Annotated in this window: 10 protein-coding genes; 8 read left to right on the top strand and 2 right to left on the bottom strand. The window is 74.4% G+C overall.

Translation table 11 applies throughout. The features are described from left to right. Positions 1-111 precede the first annotated feature (111 nt). Together PS271_RS02340 and PS271_RS02335 are read left to right on the top strand one after the other, a co-directional pair. Positions 112-1,296 carry a GTP-binding protein gene (locus tag PS271_RS02340; protein WP_398379638.1) on the top strand — a complete coding sequence of 395 codons (1,185 nt, stop codon included), beginning with the start codon at positions 112-114 and terminating at the stop codon, positions 1,294-1,296. 76 nt (positions 1,297-1,372) lie between these two features. Continuing rightward, positions 1,373-2,197 (top strand): spermidine synthase, encoded by an 825-nt coding sequence (locus tag PS271_RS02335; RefSeq protein ID WP_398386631.1) that lies wholly within the window; start codon positions 1,373-1,375, stop codon positions 2,195-2,197. 68 nt (positions 2,198-2,265) lie between these two features. On the opposite strand, the gene PS271_RS02330 is transcribed toward PS271_RS02335, so the two are convergent. Further along, positions 2,266-3,336 carry a DUF8017 domain-containing protein gene (locus PS271_RS02330; protein ID WP_398379637.1) on the bottom strand — a complete coding sequence of 357 codons (1,071 nt, stop codon included), beginning with the start codon at positions 3,334-3,336 and terminating at the stop codon, positions 2,266-2,268. Positions 3,337-3,418: 82 nt separating this feature from the next. Here PS271_RS02330 and PS271_RS02325 point away from each other — a divergent pair, with 82 nt between their 5' ends. Together PS271_RS02325 and PS271_RS02320 are read left to right on the top strand one after the other, a co-directional pair. After that, positions 3,419-3,877 carry a DUF4442 domain-containing protein gene (locus tag PS271_RS02325; RefSeq protein WP_120758374.1) on the top strand — a complete coding sequence of 153 codons (459 nt, stop codon included), beginning with the start codon at positions 3,419-3,421 and terminating at the stop codon, positions 3,875-3,877. A 115-nt stretch (positions 3,878-3,992) separates the two neighbouring features. Next, complete coding sequence (locus tag PS271_RS02320) at positions 3,993-4,655, top strand: DedA family protein (protein ID WP_398379635.1); 663 nt, start codon at positions 3,993-3,995, stop codon at positions 4,653-4,655. Between the two features lie 72 nt (positions 4,656-4,727). Here the strand turns inward: PS271_RS02320 and PS271_RS02315 are convergent, their stop codons facing one another. After that, positions 4,728-4,958, bottom strand: a complete 231-nt coding sequence (locus tag PS271_RS02315; protein ID WP_398379633.1) for a response regulator transcription factor — start codon at positions 4,956-4,958, stop codon at positions 4,728-4,730. Between the two features lie 344 nt (positions 4,959-5,302). Here PS271_RS02315 and PS271_RS02310 point away from each other — a divergent pair, with 344 nt between their 5' ends. The 4 genes from PS271_RS02310 (at position 5,303) to PS271_RS02295 (ending at position 18,057) form a co-directional block, all read left to right on the top strand. Further along, complete coding sequence (locus PS271_RS02310) at positions 5,303-6,541, top strand: MFS transporter (protein ID WP_398386629.1); 1,239 nt, start codon at positions 5,303-5,305, stop codon at positions 6,539-6,541. Next, positions 6,538-9,825, top strand: a complete 3,288-nt coding sequence (locus PS271_RS02305) for a type I polyketide synthase (protein WP_398379631.1) — start codon at positions 6,538-6,540, stop codon at positions 9,823-9,825. The genes PS271_RS02310 and PS271_RS02305 overlap by 4 nt, the downstream gene beginning before the upstream one ends. Beyond that, entirely contained in the window at positions 9,822-17,219 is a 7,398-nt protein-coding gene (locus PS271_RS02300) for a MupA/Atu3671 family FMN-dependent luciferase-like monooxygenase (RefSeq protein ID WP_495656745.1), read from the top strand. The genes PS271_RS02305 and PS271_RS02300 overlap by 4 nt, the downstream gene beginning before the upstream one ends. Before the next feature lie 79 nt (positions 17,220-17,298). Further along, positions 17,299-18,057 (top strand): acyltransferase, encoded by a 759-nt coding sequence (locus PS271_RS02295; protein WP_398379629.1) that lies wholly within the window; start codon positions 17,299-17,301, stop codon positions 18,055-18,057. The last annotated feature ends 104 nt before the right edge of the window (positions 18,058-18,161 follow it).

The following is an 18,161-nucleotide window of genomic DNA, read 5'->3' as shown; positions in this document are numbered from 1 at the left end:
CCCTTCCTCATACGTTCACTCGATTGCCGTCCCCGCGTCCCTTGCGCGCGGCAGCCCCGGGCCCGTGAAAACCGTTCGACGCCCCGCACCCCGTGCGCGAGCATCAACCGCATGCACCGGCCCCTATCAGGCCTTCCACGCCACAAACCGCACCTCAACATCGGAATCCTCGGTCCCTCGGGCCACGGCAAGACGACCCTCACCGCCGCCGTCACCAAGCTCCTCGCCGGCCGCGGCCGGGCCGTCTTCGTCCCGCCCGCCGGCCTCGGCCCCGCCCCGCAGGAGGCGGAGCGGGCCCCTACCGTCGCCTGCGCCCACGTCGCCTACGAGACCGACACCCGCCACTACGCCCACACCGATACGCCCGGCGACCCCCGCTTCACCGGCAACCTGCTCGCCGGCACGGCCCGGATCGACGGCGCCGTCCTCGCCGTCTCCGCCGCCGACGGGCCCGCCGCACAGACCGCCGGGCACCTGCTGCTCGCCCGCAGCACGGGCGTGCGCCACCTCGTCGTCGCGCTCACCAAGGCCGACGCGAGCGACCCGGAACGCACCGGCCTCGCCGAGCGCGACGTCCGCGCCCTGCTCACCGCCCACGGCTACGACGGCGGGCACACCGCGGTCGTCCGCGTCTCGGGCCTGCGCGCCCTCGGCGGCGACCCGCGCTGGATCGCCGCGATCGAGGCCCTGCTCGACGCCGTCGACACCTACGTACCGACGCCCCTGCGCTACGCGGACGCGCCGTTCCTGCTCTCTGTGGACAAGGTCCTCACCCTCGCCCGGAGCGGCACCGCCGTCACCGGCGTCGTCGAGCGCGGCACCGTCCTGCTCGACGACAGCGTCGAGCTTCTGGGGCCCGAAGGCCCCCGCGACACCCTCGTCACCGGCCTGGAGAGCTTCGGCCGGCCGCTCGGCGCCGCGCAGGCCGGCGACCGCGTCGCCCTGCTGCTGCGCGGGCTCCACCGCCACGAGGCGCGCCGCGGCGACATCCTCGCCGCGCCCGGCAGCGTCGTGCCGCGCCGCCGCTTCGCCGCCGGCATCCGCCTGCTCGGCGCGGACGAGGGCGGCCGGCACACCCCCGTGTTCTCCGGCTACCGCCCGCAGTTCCACATCCGCACGGCCGGCGTCCCCGGCACCGTGCACCTCGGCGGGCCCGGCGTCGCGCTCCCCGGCGAGACCGTCACGGCGACCGTCGCCCTCGACCGGGAGATGCCGCTCGAACCCGGCCTCGCCTTCGTCGTCCGCGAGGGAGGCCGCACCATCGGTACCGGGACGGTCTCCTCACCCCACCCCTGAACGCCACAATGGGGGAGTGAACGAAGCAGGCCTGAACGAACCAGGCGTGAACGAACCGGCAGAGCCGATACCCGTGATGCGGGACGTGGACGGCGGCACCGCCAAGCTGCTGCCCGATGTGGACCGGCCGCGGGCCTGGCTGCTCACGGTGGAGGGCTCGCCCCAGTCGTACGTCGACCTGGGCGACCCCGCCCACCTCGAGTTCGAGTACGCTCGGCGGATCGCCCACGTCCTCGACGCCGCCGCCGAGCCGGACCGCCCCCTCGACGTGCTGCACCTCGGCGGCGGGGCGCTCACCCTGCCCCGCTACGTCGCCGCGACCCGCCCGGGCTCCCGGCAGCGCGTCGTCGAGGCGGACCGCGGGCTGCTCGCGCTGGTCGCCGAGCACCTGCCGCTGCGGCACGGCTCCGGCATCGAGGTGATCGCCGGTGACGCGCGCAGCGAACTGGAGGCCGCGCCGGATGCCTCCGCCGATGTGATCGTCGCGGACGTCTTCGGCGGCTCCAGGGTCCCGGCCCACCTGACCTCGCTGGAGTACGCGCGGGAAGCCGCCCGGGTGCTGCGGCCCCGGGGCCGCTACGCCGCGAACCTCGCCGACGGCGCGCCCTTCGCCTTCCTCCGCTCGCAGGTGGCCACCTTCGCGGAGGTCTTCGCGCACGTGTGCCTGATCGCGGAGCCTCAGGTGCTGCGCGGGCGGCGCTTCGGCAACGCGATCCTCGTCGCCTCGCACGCCGGGCTCCCGGTCGCGGCGCTGGCCCGGCGCGCGGCCGCGGACGCGTTCCCGGCCCGGGTCGAGCACGGCCCGGCCCTGGAGCGGTTCGCCGCCGGGGCCGGGCCGGTGCACGACGCGGAGGCCGTGGGCTCTCCGGAGCCGCCGGGCGGGACCTTCAGCGTCGGCTGACGCGGGCCGCCACCCGGCGGGCGGGCCGGGAGAGCAGGGGGTTCGGGGAGGAGCAGGAGGTCAGAAGCTCAGGAGCTCTTGAGGGGCCGGAGCGAGCTCATGATCTTCTTGATGGTGTCGTCGGGCACCTCGTCCTCGGTGCCCGTGGCGCTGTAGAGGCACCAGGTGGCCAGGTCGCCGTTGACGTCCTTGTACGTCACCGTCACGGACTTGGCGCTGGTGGCGCAGTGGTGCTTCTTCGCGACGCCGGTGACCGTGGCCGACGCCGAGGTGCCGGTCAGGCCGTGGTCGCTCTTGAACTCCTTGCCCTTGGAGTAGTTGAACTTGCCGGTCTTCTTCTGGTCGAAGCCCCAGAAGAGCCAGTTCAGCGCCTCGTTCTCGGCGGCGTCGGCCTCGCTCTTGGCGCCCTGGGCGCCCTTGGTGCCGGCGGCGACGGGGGTGGCGTCCTTCTCGCAGCGGTCCTCGTTGAAGTAGGCCACGCCGGACATGGTGATGCCCTTGCCGTTGGGCGGGAAGGAGTGGTCGTCCTCGTCCTGGAAGCCGAAGCTCGTCCCCGGGGAGCCGACCTTCCACTCCTTCGGCACGTCGAAGACGACGTGCCGCTTGCTGTTGGTGACGACCTTCCAGCCGTCGATCACGGGCTTGACCTCGACGTTCGCCCGCGGGTTGTCCGCCGGGTCCTCGCTCGCGCTCTGGGACGGCGCCGCCGAGGAAGCGGACGGGCCCGCGCTCGGCGACTTCGCCGGGTCGCCGTGCGCCACGTTCTCCTTGTCGTCGTCCTTCAGGACGACGACACCGGTGATCACGGCGGCGGCCACCACCGCGACCGCCGCGGTGATCGCGATGATCGTGGTCCGCTTGCGGTTGTCGCGCGGCGGCTGCGGTGCGCCGGCCGGGGCCGGCGTGTGCCACTGCTGGCCGCCGCCCGGCTGACCGGGCTGCGGCGGGCCGGGAGGCTGCTGCTGGTAGGGGTTCGCCGCCGGGGCGGCCGGCGGGTAGGCCGGCTGCTGGTACGGGTTGGGCTGCTGGTAGCCCGGCTGCGCGCCGGAGGGCGGGCCCGGCGGCGGGCCCGGCGTCTTGTACGGATTGGAGTCCTGCGGGTTCTGCTCGCCCCCGGGCGGCTGCTGTCCTGGCCACATGGCCGATAACCATAGAGGCAGATGGTGATCCCGGTGAGCCCGCCCCTTCCCCGTCGTTGCTACCGACTGGTAACTTGCGGGTATGTCTGAGACCAGCACCCCGCCCTCGATCGGCGACATGCTCCTGGCCACCGTGCCCATGGCCAAGACGCTCAACCTCGTCTTCGAGGAGGCGGGAGCGGAGCGCGCCGTCGTCCGCCTGCCCGACCAGCCCGACTACCACAACCACGTCGGGGGCCCGCACGCCGGCGCGATGTTCACCCTCGCCGAGTCCGCGAGCGGCGCGATCGTCCTCGCCGCCTTCGGCGACCAGCTCTCGCGCGCGGTGCCGCTCGCGGTCAGCGCCGAGATCGGCTACAAGAAGCTCGCCATGGGCCCCGTCACCGCCACGGCCGAGCTCGGCCGCCCGGTCGCCGAGGTCGTCGCCGAGCTGGACGCCGGCGGCCGGCCGGAGTTCCCCGTCCACGTGGCGATCACGCGCGAGGACGGCGCGGTGACCGGCGAGATGACGGTCGTCTGGACCCTCCGGCCGAACAAGTAGCCGTACCGTCGCAACCCGCGGGCGTCCGAGGGAGTCCTCTCCTCCAGTAGGCTTCCCGGCGTGCGCCCTCGCGGCGCACGCCGGGAAGAGATCGTCAAACCGGGAGGAACCGGCGTTGCACATCCAGGAGTGGCTCGAAACGGTACCGGCGATCGCCGTCTACCTCTTGGTGGGCGGGGTCATCGGTCTGGAGAGCCTGGGCATTCCGCTTCCCGGTGAGATCGTCCTCGTCAGTGCCACGCTGCTGGCCGCCACCCAGGACCACATCAACCCCTACGTGCTGGGTGCGTGTGCCGTCGCGGGCGCCATCATCGGTGACTCCATCGGCTATCTCATCGGCCGCAAGGGCGGCAAGCCGCTGCTGGAGTGGCTCGGCCGCAAGTTCCCCAAGCACTTCGGTCCGCACCACGTGGCCACCGCCGAGCGCTCCTTCCAGAAGTGGGGCATGTGGGCGGTCTTCGTCGGCCGCTTCATCGCCCTGCTGCGCATCTTCGCCGGCCCGCTCGCGGGCGTGCTGAAGATGCCCTACTGGAAGTTCCTGATCGCCAACGTGCTCGGCGGCATCGTCTGGGCCGGCGGCACCGTCGCCGTGATCTACTCCGTCGGCAAGGTCGCCGAGGAGTGGCTGAAGAAGTTCTCCTGGCTCGGCCTGCTCGCCGCCGTGCTCTTCGGTCTCGGCTCGCTGGTCGTCATGAAGATGAAGGCGAAGAAGGCCGAGGCGGCCCAGGCCGCCGACGCGGCCGAGGCCCGGCCCGAGCCGGTCGGCACCGCCGACTGACGGCAGTCGCTTCGAGCGAGCAGCCCCCGGATCCGCGCGGCGGACCCGGGGGCTGCTCGTTGTGGTGGCCTCTCAGCCGCTCCGGCCGGTGTCCTGGGTGATGCTGAGGCGGACCAGGTCCGCCAGGGTGGGCGCCGGGCGTTTGGCGCGGATGCGGCGCAGGTAGGTGCCCACGGTGTGGACGCTGATACCGAGTCGCCTGGCCGTCTGGTGGTAGGTGAGCCCCGCGCCGATGTGGGCCAGCACCTGCCGCTCGCGGGGCGACAGGCGCGGCGGTCCTGCCGGGAGGCTGCGGCCGGGCATCTCGTCTCCATGGGCTGGCGGAGCCGCGCGGCATGGGTGGCCTGCGGCCGGCAGCGGGCGGAGTTCCCCCACCCGCGCGACGCTTTAGAGGGATCTAACCACGAACTCTGCTAAATGCAAGCAAAAAAGAGTGACCAGCCGGTCAATATCCCCTTAATCAAAGGCCGGTCGAGTGTCAAGTCCCCAACTTCCGCGGCTCCAGCGCCGCTTCGAACCGGGCGAATGTGAGAGACGCCGCCGACCGCGGCACTGAGCCCGGAGCGACCGGAGGGGGACCGCGCGTGGGGCACTTCCGCCTGCTCGTCGTCGGCAACGGCATCTCGGCGTACGGCAGCTACCTGAACATGGTGGCGCTGAACGTCTTCATCTACCACGTCACCGGCAGCGCGCTCACCGCCGGTCTGTTCATGGCCGTACGCCTGGTGACCAGCGTGCTCGCGGGCTTCGTGGCCGGGCGCCTGGTCTCCACCCGCGACCGCAAGCGCCTGATGGTCGGCGCCGACGTCACCCAGGCGCTCGCCCTGCTCGCGCTGCTGCTCGCCCCGGACGGCGCCCGCGTCGGGCTGCTCTTCGCCCTGGCGGTGATCACCGGGTCCTGCGCGACACTCTCCCAGGTCGCGCTGCGCAGCAGCGTGCCGGAGATCGTCGGGGCCGAGCACCGGGCCCGCGCCAACGGCCTGCTCGTCACCGGCCGCTCGCTCGCCATGATCGCGGGCTTCGCGTCCTCGGGGCTGGTCGTGGCGCAGCTCGGCTACTCCACGGCGTTCGCCCTGGACGCCGTCACGTTCGTGATCTCCGCGGGCGTGCTGTTCCTGCTGCCCGTACGGACCCGGGCGGCCGCCGGGGACGCTCCGGAGGCCGGGGACGGTGCCGGGGCCGCGGGCGCGGAGGAGAAGGCCGGCGCCGCGGGCGGCTTCGCCCGGATGCTGCTGCGCACGGCGCCCCTGCTCGCGGTGATGATCGCCGTACGGGCGGTGGACGGGCTGGGCTCCTCGTCCCACAACGTGGCGCTGCCCATCTACTCGGACGGCCTGGACCCCGCTCACCCGGCGACGTTCATCAGCCAGTTCTGGGCCACCTGGGCCATCGGCAACATCGTCGCGCAGCAGTTGTTCGGCCGGGTCACCAAGCGGACCGGCCGCACTCCGGGGGAGCGGGCGTTCGCGCTCGGGGCGTGCCTGATGTCGGCGGCGTTCATCGTCGTCTTCGCGGGCCTGCCCACCGTGCCCACCATCATCGCCGCCCTGGTGGCCGGCATGGCCGACGGCTTCACGGAGATCGTGTACGTCTCCCGCCTCCAGGCCGCCCCCGACGCCGAGCGCGGCCGGCTCTTCGGGCTGTCCGCCTCCGCCGAGAACACCGGCTTCGGCCTCGGCATGATCGTCAGCGCGGCCCTGCTGGAGTCGTTCTCGCCGCTCCAGGTCGTGGCCGCCTTCCACGGGCTGGCCATCGCCCTGTGCGCCGTCCTGCTCGCCGTGCTCCTCGGCCGCGGCAGGACCTCCACCCGGAGCCAGGACCGGCCCGGCGGCCGGGACGACCGGGCGGCCCGGGACGTACCGACGGCGGAAGGCCGCATCTCATGACACCCACGCCCCACCCCCGCAGACACCCCGCCCGTACCGACCGGGCCGTCGCCGTCATCGGACTGGCCTTCCGGCTGCCCGGCGCGGACACCCCCGAGGAGTTCTGGCGCATCATCCGCGACGGGACGGACTGCATCACCCGCTTCACCGGCGAGGAGCTCGCCGCGGCCGGCGTGCCCGCCGAGCGCTACGAGGCCCCGGGCTTCGTCGGCGCCTCCGGGATCCTGGACGGCATCGCCGGCTTCGACGCCCCCCACTTCGGGATGAGCGCCCGCGAGGCGCAGCTCACCGACCCGCAGCAGCGCCTGCTCCTGGAGTGCGCCCAGCACGCCCTGGAGGACGCCGGGTACCCCGACGAGCGCGACGGCGGCAGGACCGGCGTCTACGCCACCGCGGGCTACCACCTGTACACGCTGGAGACCTACCAGCTCAACAACGTCCTGCCGAGCACGCCCGTCACCGACTGGATGGCGGGCATGCAGATCCTGACCGGCAACGCCCCCGACTTCACCGCCACCCGCATCGCGTACCGGCTCGGCCTCACCGGACCCGCCGTCAGCGTCCAGACCGCCTGCTCCAGTTCGCTCGTGGCGGTCCAGACGGCCGCGCAGGCGCTGCTCGCGGACGACTGCGACATCGCCCTCGCCGGCGCCACGGCCGTCCACGTCCCCCAGGTCCTCGGCTACCAGTACGTCAAGGGGTCGATCCTCTCGAAGTCCGGCCGGCTGCGCGCCTTCGACGCGGGCGCCGACGGCACCGTCGGCGGCACGGGCGTCGCCGCCGTCGTCCTGAAGCGGCTCGACCGGGCGCTGGCCGACGGCGACACCGTGCGCGGCGTCATCCGCGGCTGGGGCGTCACCAACGACGGCGCGGACAAGAAGGCGTACAGCGCGCCCAGCGCCGGCGGCCAGCGCGCCGCCGTCCGCCGCGCCCTGGACCGGGCCGGCGTCGGCGCGGACACCATCGGCTATCTGGAGACCCACGGGACCGGCACCCTCAAGGGCGACCCCATCGAGTTCGACGGCGCCACGGCCGCCTACCGCGAGGACACCGACCGCACCCAGTACTGCGCGCTCGGCTCGACGAAGGCCAACATCGGCCACCTCGACGTGGCCTCCGGACTGGCCGGCCTGATCAAGACGCTGCTCGTCCTGGAGCACGGCGTCGTCCCGCCGATCGCGAACTTCACCACCCCCAACCCGCTGCTCGCCCTGGAGGGCAGCCCCTTCTACCTGCCGGCCACCGCCCGGCCCTGGCCCGAGGACGGCCACCCGCGCCGCGCGGGCCTGACCTCCCTCGGCATCGGCGGCACCAACGTCCACCTTGTCCTCGAACAGGCCCCCGAGCCCGCGCCCCGCCCGGCCGCCGCCGCGGCCCCGCCGGACGTCCTCCTGGTCTCCGGCAGCAGCGAGGAGGCGCTGACCGCCAACGCCCGCGCCTTCCGCGACCGGCTGCGGGAGCGGCCCGGCACGCCCCTCGCCGACCTCGTCACCACCGCCGCGCTCGGCCGCACCCACGGCCGCCACCGGCTGGCCGTCCGCGGCAGCACGCCCGCCGCGCTCGCCGCCGCCCTCGACAGCCGGCTCGCGGGCACGGACTCCGCGGCCGTCACGGCCGGGACGGCGCCCCGCGACGGCGCGCCCGGCGTCGTCTTCCAGTTCACCGGCCAGGCAAGCCCGTACCCGGGCATGGCCGCGGAGCTCTACGAGCGCTTCCCCGCCGTACGCGAGGTGCTCGACGCCTGCGAGCACCACCACCGCGACCTCGGCGGCGGCTCCCTGCTCGACGGGCTCCTCGGCACCGCCGGAGCGGACTCCCTCCGGGCCACCGACACCGCCCAGCCCGCCCTGTTCGCGTTGCAGTGCGCGCTCACGCGCCTGTGGCAGGACACCGGCGTCGCCCCCGGCACCGTCACCGGGCACAGCGTCGGCGAGTACGCGGCCCTCCACGCCGCCGGAGCCCTCACGCTGGAGGACGGCCTGCGCCTGACCGCCGAGCGGGGCCGGCTGATGCAGAAGCTCTGCGCCCCCGGCGCGATGGCCGCCGTACCGCTCACCCGCGGCGCGGCCCTCGCCCTCGCCGCCGAAGTCCCCGGCGCGGAGCTGTCCGTGGCCAACGGCGAGCGCTCCCACGTCATCGCCGGGCCCGTCGCCGCCGTGGACCGGGTGCTCGCCCTGCTGGAGGAGCGCGGCACGCCCGGCGAACGCCTCCCGGTGGAACGCGCCTTCCACACCGCCCTCATGGAGCCGATGCTGGGGGACTTCCGGGCGGTGCTCGACGACGTCACCTTCCGGCCCACTCGGATCCCCTTCGTCAGCGGGCTGGACGGAGCGCTCCGGGCACCCGGCTGGACGCCGGACGCCGCGTACTTCCTGCGCCACACCCGGGAGCCCGTGCTCTTTGACGAGGCGCTGCGCACCGTGGGCGCGCAGACGCCCGCGGCCGTGGTCGAGATCGGTCCCCACACCACGCTCAGCGGACTGGCGCGCCGGGCCCTGCCGGCCGTGCGCGCCCTGCCGTCGCTGCGCCGCGGCTCCGGCCTCGGCGCCCTGTGGGCCGCGGCGGCGGGCCTGCACTGCGCGGGCGCGGACCTGGACTGGCGGCCGCTGCTGGCGGGCTGCGGCGGCCGCCGGATCCCCCTGCCGGGCTACCGCTTCCAGCACAAGGACTACTGGACAGGGCCGGAGTTGACGGCCGTACGTACCGGAACACCAGCGACAGATGGAGCCACTGTGGTACAGCACCAGGCAGCGGTCGAGCGGGTCGTCCGAAGCATCGTCGAGTCGGCCGCACGGCACCTCGGGCACGACCCGGACGCCATCACCGGCGAGACGTCCTTCTTCGACCTCGGCGCCGACTCGCTCCAGATGATCAGCGCGCTGCGCGAGCTGGAGCAGGAGTACGAGGTCAAGGTCTCGATGCGGGAGCTGTTCGAGGAGACCGGGACGCCGTTGCGGCTCGCGGAGCTCATCGTGAGCCGGATGCCGGGGGAGGGGGCCGGGGCGGCCGCACCCGAGGCGGCGCCGGTTGCCGCGGCGGCGCCGGAACCGGTCGCTCCCGCGGCGCCGGCAGGTCCCGTCATCCCCGCGGTTCCCGAGCCTGTCGTCCCGGCGGCCGGCGCCCCCGAGTACGCCACGCGCCGTGAGCTGGAGGACCTCGCCCACAAGCTCCAGCAGATATCGCAGATACAGCTGCAAATGATGTCCCAGCTCTCCCAGCTGCTGGCCCTCCAGACGGCTGCCGCGACGTCCCGGCTCAATGGCACGGCGGCGGTGTCCCGGTGACCGGCCTCGACGCCGCCTCCGCGGCTCTCGACCAGGACCTCGCGGCCATGGCCGAGCTCTCGCGGCGCATCGCCGAGCAGCTCGGCACCGGCCCGGCGGAGAGTCCCGCGGGTGATCCGGCGGGGGACGCTCCGGACACGACGTCGCCGGGCGCGGAGGAGCCGGCGGCTGCGGGCGAGCCGGCGGTCCCGGCCGGGGCGGCGGCCGCGGAGCAGCCCGCCGCCCCGCGCCGCGTGCACGGCCCCCGGGTGACCGTGTCGCGCGCCTCCGGCATGGTTCAGGGTGACGGTCCGCGCGCCCAGCAGGACCACCTGGCCGACCTCGTACGCCGCTACACCGCGAAGACCCCCACCTCCAAGCAGCTCGCCCAGCGCTACCGCCGCGTCCTCGCCGACAGCCGCGCCGTCGTCGGCTTCCGCAGCGGTACGAAGGAGATGCTCTACCCCATCGCCGGCCGCCGGGCGAGCGGCGCCCGCCTCCAGGACGTCGACGGCAACGAGTACGTCGACATCACCATGGGCTTCGGCGTGCTCCTCTTCGGCCACGAGCCGGCGTTCGTCGGCGAGGCCGTCCGCGAGCACCTCTCCCGCGGCATCCAGCTCGGCCCCCGCAACGCCGAGACCGGCGAGGCGGCCGAGCTGCTGGCCGGGCTGACCGGCATGGAGCGCGTGGCCTTCGCCAACTCCGGCACGGAGGCCAACTCCGCGGCGATCCGCCTCGCCCGCTCCGCCACCGGCCGCAACAAGATCGTCACCTTCCTCGGCGCGTACCACGGCCACGCCGACACCGTCCTCGGGCGGCCCTCCGGCTCCCCGGAGAGCCGGCTCACCGTGCCCGTCTCCCGCGGCATCCCGGACAGCGCCGTCGCGGACCTGATGGTCCTCGACTACGGCAGCGACGCCTCCCTGGAGGCCATCGCGCAGCACGCCGGCGACATCGCCGCCGTCATCATCGAGCCCGTGCAGAGCCGGCACCCCGCGCTGCAGCCCGTCGAGTTCGTCCGCAAGCTGCGCGACCTCACCGCCCGCCACGGCATCGTGCTCATGTTCGACGAGATGCTGACGGGCTTCCGCCCCGCGCTCCGCGGCGCCCAGGAGCTGTACGGCGTCACGCCCGACCTCGCGACCTACGGCAAGCTGCTCGGCGGCGGCTTCCCCATCGGGGCCATCGCCGGCCGCGCCGACATCATGGACGGCGTCGACGGCGGCTACTGGTCCTACGGCGACGACAGCTACCCGCCCGCGGACACGACGTTCTTCGGCGGCACGTACATCCAGCACCCGGTGTCGATGGTGGCCGCGCGGGCCGTCCTCACGCACCTCAAGGAGCACAGCCCGCGGCTCCAGGAGCGGCTCAACGCGCGGACGGCCGAGCTGGCCGGGACCCTCAACGCCTTCTTCGAGGCGGAGGAGTTCCCGCTGCGGATGAGCCACTTCGGCTCGCAGTTCCGGTTCGACCACCGGGCGGACATGGAGCTGCTCTACCACCACCTGATGCTGCGCGGCGTCCACGTGTGGGAGTGGCGGAACTTCTTCCTCTCCACCGCGCACTCGGACGGCGACCTGGAGTTCATCGCCGACGCGGTCAAGGGCTCCCTGCGGGAGCTCCGCGGGGCGGGCTTCTTCCCGGGTACGCGCCCGGCGGCGGCCGTGGCGCCGAAGGCGCCTGCCGAGAGAACCCCCGCTGAAGAGCAGAACAAGCCCGTACGCATCGCCTCCATGGCCTGGAACGCGGCCGCGGCCGCCGCACCTGCCGCGCCGCGGACAGCCCCCCGCACCCCGGATTTCAGCGTCTACTTCTTCGGCGACTATCCCGAGGACGGCGACCAGCAGGGCAGGTACGAACTGCTCATGGAGACCGCCCGGTTCGCCGACCGGAACGGGTTCCACGCCCTCTGGATGCCCGAGCGGCACTTCCACTCCTTCGGGGGGCTCTTCCCCAACCCCGCCGTGCTCGCCGCCGCCCTCTCGCGGGAGACCACCCGCATCCGCCTCAACGCCGGGTCCGTCGTGCTGCCGCTGCACGACCCGATCCGGGTCGCGGAGGAGTGGTCGATGGCCGACAACCTCTCCGCGGGCCGCGTCGGCATCGGCATCGCCAGTGGCTGGCACGCCAACGACTTCGTCTTCTTCCCCGACCGCTTCGGCCGGCACAAGGAGACGATGTACGAGCAGCTGGAGCAGGTGCGGCGGTTCTGGCGGGGCGAGCCGCTGCGCCGGACCACCGGGGACGGCGAGGCGGACGTGCGGCTCTTCCCGCGGCCCGTCCAGGACGCCCCGCCGATGTACACGGCCGTGGTCGGCAACCCGGCCTCGTTCGCGCTCGCGGCCCGCCACGACCTCGGCATCGTCACCAACCTGATGACGCAGAGCGTCGAACAGCTCGCGGAGAACATCGCGCTGTACCGCCGCACTCGCGAGGAGCACGGCCTGGACCCGGCCGCCGGCCGCGTGGCCGTCCTGCTGCACACCTACCTCGCCGCCCGCCACGACACGGCCCGCGCCGAGGCGTACGAGCCCCTGTCGCGCTACATGCGGGCGTCGCTGTCGCTGTTCGGGGGCGTCACCAACAGCCTCGGGCACAACGTGGACCTCTCCTCGCTCAGCGAGGACGACCTGGACGTCGTGTTCCGCCGCGCCTACGACCGCTACTGCGACCAGCGGGCCCTGATCGGCACCGTCGACTCCGTCGCGCCCGTGGTGGACACGGTCACGGCGGCCGGCGCCGACGAGCTCGTCTCCCTCGTCGACTTCGGCGTCGCGCCCGGCGAGCTGCGCGCGAGCCTCACCCACCTCGACGCCTTGCGCCGCCGCCGTCAGCAGGGCGCGGAGAAGGCCCCCGCACCGGCAGCGCCCGCCGTCCTCACCCCCGCTCCCGTAGAGGCCCCGCTCTCCCCGGGCCAGCAGCGGATCTGGTTCCTGGAGCGCATGCTGCCGGGCCGCACCGCCTACAACGAGACCAAGGCGATCCGCCTCGACGGCCCGCTGGACGTGCCCGCCCTGCGCGCGGCGCTGCGCGGCCTCGTGGCCCGCCACGAGGGGCTGCGGACCGTCTTCCGGGAGACCGGCGGCGAGCCGCGCCAGGTCGTCCGGCCGCCCGCCGAGCCCGACTTCGCGGTCGTCGACGGCACGGGGCGCGGCGAAGAGGCCGTGCGGGAGACCCTGGCCGCCGAGAGTGCCCGCCGCTTCGACCTCGCCGAAGGACCCCTGTTCGTCACCCGGCTCGTGAAGCTCGCCGACGACGCGCACGTGCTCGTGCTGTCGATCCACCACATCGTCGTCGACGCGGCCTCCGCGACCGTCCTCACCCGCGACCTGTCGGCCCTCTACCGCTCCTGGCGCGACGGCACCGACACCGGGCTGCCCGTCCTCACCCGGAGCTACGCCGAGCACGCCCGCGCGCAGGCCGCGGCCCTGGAGGGCCCGGAGGCCGCGGCCGACCTGGCCTACTGGCGCGAGACGCTCGGCGGCGGCCTGCCCGTCCTGGACCTGCCCACCGATCGGCCGCGCCCCGCGGTCATGACGTCCAACGGCCGGGCCGTCTTCCGCACGCTGGGCCCCGGACTCTCCGCGCGCCTGCGCGAGCTGAGCCGGGCCCGCCGCGGCACCCTGTTCATGACCCTGCTCGCCGGGTACGCGGCCATGCTGCACCGCGTCACCGGGCAGGACGACATCATCATCGGCACCCCCGTCTCCGACCGGCCGCAAGAGGCCGGTGACCTGCTCGGGTTCTTCGTCAACACCCTGGCCCTGCGCTTCGACCTCTCCGGGGACCCGTCCTTCGCCACGCTGCTGGACCGGGTGCGCGGCCGCGCCCTCGACGCCTACGACCACGCGGTCGTGCCCTTCGAGGCGGTCGTGCGCGAGCTCGCACCGCCTCGGGTCACGGACCGCACGCCCGTCTTCCAGGTGCTCGCCGAGTTCCAGAGCAGCGAGCCGTTCCGCTTCGAACTGCCGGACGTGAAGGCGACGCCCCTGGACGCGGGGCCGGACAAGTCCCTGACGGACTTCACCGTCTACTTCACCGACCAGCCGCAGGGCATCCGCTGCCACCTGGAGTACAACACCGACCTGTTCGACCCGGAGACCGCCGAGCGGTTCTTCGCCACTTTCCGGGACGTGCTGGCCGCGGCCGTCGAGGCACCGGAGGCCCCGCTGTCCCGGCTCGCCACCCCTGGGGCGGCCGGCAACGCCCTCGCACCGGCCGCGCCCGGCGGCCCCGTACCGGCGCAGTGGGAGCGGGGGCCGCGGCACCCCGTGGAGGAGGTCACCGTCCACGAGCTGGTGGCCCGGCGGGCCGCGGCGGCTCCCGGCGCCGTCGCCGTCCTCGACGGTGACCGGGTCCTGACCTACGGTCAGCTGGAGGAGCGGGCCGGCCGGCTGGCCGCCGTGCTCCGGGAGCGGGGCGCGGCCGGCGCCCCCGTGGCCCTGTGGCTGCCGCGCTCCGCCGGTCTCGTCGTCGCCATGCTCGCGGCCCTCAAGGCCGGCAGCCCGTACGTGCCGCTGGACCCCGCGCTCGGCCGGGCCCGCGCCGAGAAGGTCATCGCCGAGTCCGGCGCCCGCGTCCTCGTCTCCCCGCAGGCCGATGCGGCGCAGCTCCGGCTGCCGGAGGGCGTCGTCGTCGTGGCGCCCGGTGACGGTCCGGCGGGCGCCCCCTCCTCCGCGGCACCTGTCGCCGGCGGCGAGTCGCTGTGCTACGTCATCTACACGTCGGGCAGCACCGGCACGCCCAAGGGCGTCGCCGTGCCGCACCGCGCCGTCGTCGACCTCTGCGCGTGGCACCACCGGCGCTTCGGCTTCACCGCCGCCGACCGTGCCGCCCTCGTGTGCAGCCAGAGCTTCGACGCCTCCGTCTTGGAGGTCTGGCCCGCGCTGACCGCGGGCGCCTCGCTGACCGTCGCGGGCGACGCCGTACGCAAGGACCCGCTCGCGCTGGCCCGCTGGTACGCGGCGCAGGGCGTCACGTTCTCCATCCTGCCCACGGCCCTCGGCGAGACACTGCTCCAGCTCCCGCCGGACGCCCAGCCGCCGCTGCGCCACCTGCTCATGGGCGGCGACGTGATGCGCACCCGGCCGCGGCCCGGCACGCCGTACGAGGTCGCCAACGTCTACGGGCCCACCGAGGTCACCGTGCTGTGCACCGTCGAGACGGTCGTGCCCGGCGAGGCGGCTGACGGTTCCGGCAGCTCCGGCAGCTTCGGCAGCGAGACCGGGGAGATCGCGATCGGCCGCCCCGTCGACAACGTGCGCCTGCGGGTGCTGGACGAGTCGGGCGCGCCGGTTCCGGTCGGCGCCGTGGGGGAGCTCCACGTCGGCGGGCCGGGCGTGGCGAGCGGCTATCTGCACCGGCCCGAGGCGGACGCCGGGCGCTTCCTGCCCGACCCCGACGGCGGCCCGGGCGCCCGCCTCTACCGTACGGGCGACCTCGTGCGCTGGACCGCGGACGGAAAATTGCAGTTCCGCGGCCGCACCGACGACCAGGTGAAGATCCGCGGCTTCCGCGTCGAGCCGGAGGAGGTCTCCCGCGCGCTCAACTCCCTGGAGGGCGTGCGCGAGGCCGTCGTCCTGGCGCGCCGCAACGGCCGGGGCGAGGCGTACCTCGCGGCGTTCGCCGTCCCCGCCGACCCGGTGGGGGACGCCGAAGGCGACCGGCAGGCCTTCGCGGACCTCATGGCCGACGCCCTGGCCGAGCGGCTGCCCGAGTACCTCGTGCCGCGTGCCTGGACGGTCCTGGCCGCGCTGCCCGTGGCCGCGGGCGGCAAGCTGGACCGCGCGGGGCTCCCCGCGCCCGACCTGGTCACGGCCGCGCCTCCGGCGCCCCGGACGCCGGGCGGCGCCGTGGTCGCCCCCTCCGGTGACGTCGAGCGGCGGCTCCGCGCGCTGTGGGCCGCCGAGTTCGGCACGGATGCCGGCTCCCTCGCGCCCGACGCCTCGTTCTTCGACCTGGGCGGCCACTCGATCACCGCGATCCGGCTGGTCAACCGGGCCCGGGAGGAGTTCGGCAGCGAGTACCCGATGGTGCGCTTCTACGAGCGGCCCACGCTGCGGGCCATGGCCGCCTTCTTCTCCGGTGACAAGGAGGTTTCGGGCGACGACGTCGAGCACCGGGTGCCCGCCACCGATCAGCAGGTGCACTTCGCCCGGGTCCAGCAGGGCCACGCGCTGCCGCAGGTGTTCAACGTCGCCATGCGCCTGACCCTCACCGGCGACCTGGACGTGGACGCCCTGCGCACGGCCCTGACCCGGCTCGTCGCCCGGCACGAGGGCCTGCGCACCCGCATCGTCCCCGACGGCGACGACTGGCAGCAGGAGATCGTGCGGGCCCGGCCCGTAAGCCTGCCCGTCGAGGACCTGACCGGGCTGCCTGCCGGGGAGCGCGAGGCCGCGGTGGAGCGGATCTCCACCGAGGCCGCCGAGACGCCGTTCGACCTCGCCACCGGGGCCGGGCCGGCGCTGCGTCTGCTGCGCTCCGGCGAGCGCACGTGGGTCCTGCTGTTCGTCCTGCACCACGCCGTGTGCGACGGCTGGGCCGTCAGCCTGATCCTCAAGGAGCTGGCCGCGCTCTACGGTTCGGCCGCCGAGGGACTGCCGGACGGGCTGTCGCCCGAGGTGGGCCGGCCGGGTGCGTACGCGCGCTGGCAGCGCGAGCCGGCCGACCCCGCCGTCGAGGAGCGCAAGCTGGCGTTCTGGCAGCGCGAGCTGGACGGCGCGCCGTTCGGCGTCGCCATGCCGCTCGACCGGCCGCGCCCCGGGAAGCTGAGCGGGCGGGGCGGCGTCGTGATGTTCACGGTGCCCGCCGACGTCCGCGCGGACGTCGACCGGCTGGCGCGGCGCCGCGGGGCGACGCCCTACGCGGTCACCGCGGCGGCGCTGGGACGGCTGATGGCCCGCGGTTCGGGTCAGTCCGACGTGGTCTTCAACGTCTCCTACGCCAACCGGTGGCGCCGCGAGTTCGAGTCGCTCGTGACCTGTGCGACGTCCGGGTTCGCGTTGCGGGTGCGTGACGGGGAGGCCGCCTCCTTCACCGCCCTGGTCGACCAGGTGGCCCGGACGTCTGTCGCGTGCATCGACGCGTTCATGCCGCCGCGGGACCTGGCCCCGCTGCTGCGGGAGCGGTACGGGATGGAGATGCCGGACCGGCTCGCGGTCGGTTTCGCCTACCAGAACTCGCTGGAGACCGAGATCGAGCTGCCGGGGGTGGCCGTGGCGATCGAGGACCTCGCGCCCGAGGCCGCCCGGGCGGAGTTCACCTTCGGTCTCGTACCGGCGGGCGACGTGCTCGTCGGAATGGCCGAGTACTCCTCCGATCTGTGGGACCGGGCGACGATCGAGGGCTGGATGCGCGACTACGTCGGGCTGCTGCGCGACGAGGTCCGGGCGGCCCTCGCGGAGTGACCCGCCCGGCCGGCCGGTGGGGTGAAGATCACAGGTCACCCCGGCGGCCGGCCGGCACCCGGCCGACTACCGTGTCCGCGTGCCGAAGAACAGGAACGCGTTCTCTTCCGACGCCTCCGCGGCCCTGCGCGCCTGGGGGCGCCGCGCCGCGTCGCGCGCGGTCCACGGCGGCTGGCGGTGGATCCAGCGGGCCGGCGCGGTGACCGCCGAGCACCCCGGGCCGTACCGCTTCGGGCGGATCGGCCCCGCCACGAGGCTGGCGTTCCCGCTCGGCACGGTCTTCGGCGAGCGGTGGATCGAGCTGGGCGACCACTGCATCATCGGCGAACAGGTCACGCTCACCGCCGGCATGATGCCGGGCCTCGACCTCGGCCCCGACCCCGTGCTCCGCCTGGGCAACGGCGTGGTCCTCGGCCGCGGCAGCCACGTGGTGGCTTCACAGCCGGTGACCTTCGGTGACGACGTCTTCTGCGGCCCGTACGTCTACGTCACCAGCGACAACCACTCCTACGACGACCCGCACCAGCCCATCGGCAGGCAGTGGCCCCGCAGCGCGCCCGTCTCCATCGGCTCCGGCAGCTGGCTGGGCACGGGCGCGGTCATACTCCCGGGCGCCCGGCTCGGCCGCAACGTCGTGGTCGCCGCGGGTGCGGTGGTCCGAGGCGAGGTCCCGGACCACGCGGTGGTCGCGGGCGCCCCGGCCAAGCTCGTCCGCCGCTGGCAGCCGGCAACGGGCTGGGTCCCGCCCCTGCGGACGGCACCGCCGGTACCGATCCCTTCGGAGATGACGGCAGACCAACTCAAGGCCTTGGCGGACCTCCCGCCGGAGGGTCAATAGCCGGGTGCCGAGCGGGGCCCGGCACCGCCGGACTGCTGCGTGGTGGCACACCGCCGTCGCGGCGGAGGAACTGTCCGCGGCAGCGGCGAGGGTCCGTCCGGTTG

The organism is Streptomyces sp. SCA2-17 (assembly GCF_044336695.1).
The sequence above is the reverse complement of the archived record's forward strand: the minus strand, read 5'-3'. Positions and strand labels throughout refer to the sequence as shown.

What these genes read in the sequence shown, in the direction of transcription:
- PS271_RS02340 (WP_398379638.1), top strand. Translation starts at nt 112, where the DNA reads ATGCACCGGCCCCTATCAGGCCTTCCACGCCACAAACCGCACCTCAAC.
- PS271_RS02335 (WP_398386631.1), top strand. Translation starts at nt 1,373, where the DNA reads ATGCGGGACGTGGACGGCGGCACCGCCAAGCTGCTGCCCGATGTGGAC.
- PS271_RS02330 (WP_398379637.1), bottom strand. Translation starts at nt 3,336, where the DNA reads ATGTGGCCAGGACAGCAGCCGCCCGGGGGCGAGCAGAACCCGCAGGAC.
- PS271_RS02325 (WP_120758374.1), top strand. Translation starts at nt 3,419, where the DNA reads ATGTCTGAGACCAGCACCCCGCCCTCGATCGGCGACATGCTCCTGGCC.
- PS271_RS02315 (WP_398379633.1), bottom strand. Translation starts at nt 4,958, where the DNA reads ATGCCCGGCCGCAGCCTCCCGGCAGGACCGCCGCGCCTGTCGCCCCGC.
- PS271_RS02310 (WP_398386629.1), top strand. Translation starts at nt 5,303, where the DNA reads ATGGTGGCGCTGAACGTCTTCATCTACCACGTCACCGGCAGCGCGCTC.
- PS271_RS02305 (WP_398379631.1), top strand. Translation starts at nt 6,538, where the DNA reads ATGACACCCACGCCCCACCCCCGCAGACACCCCGCCCGTACCGACCGG.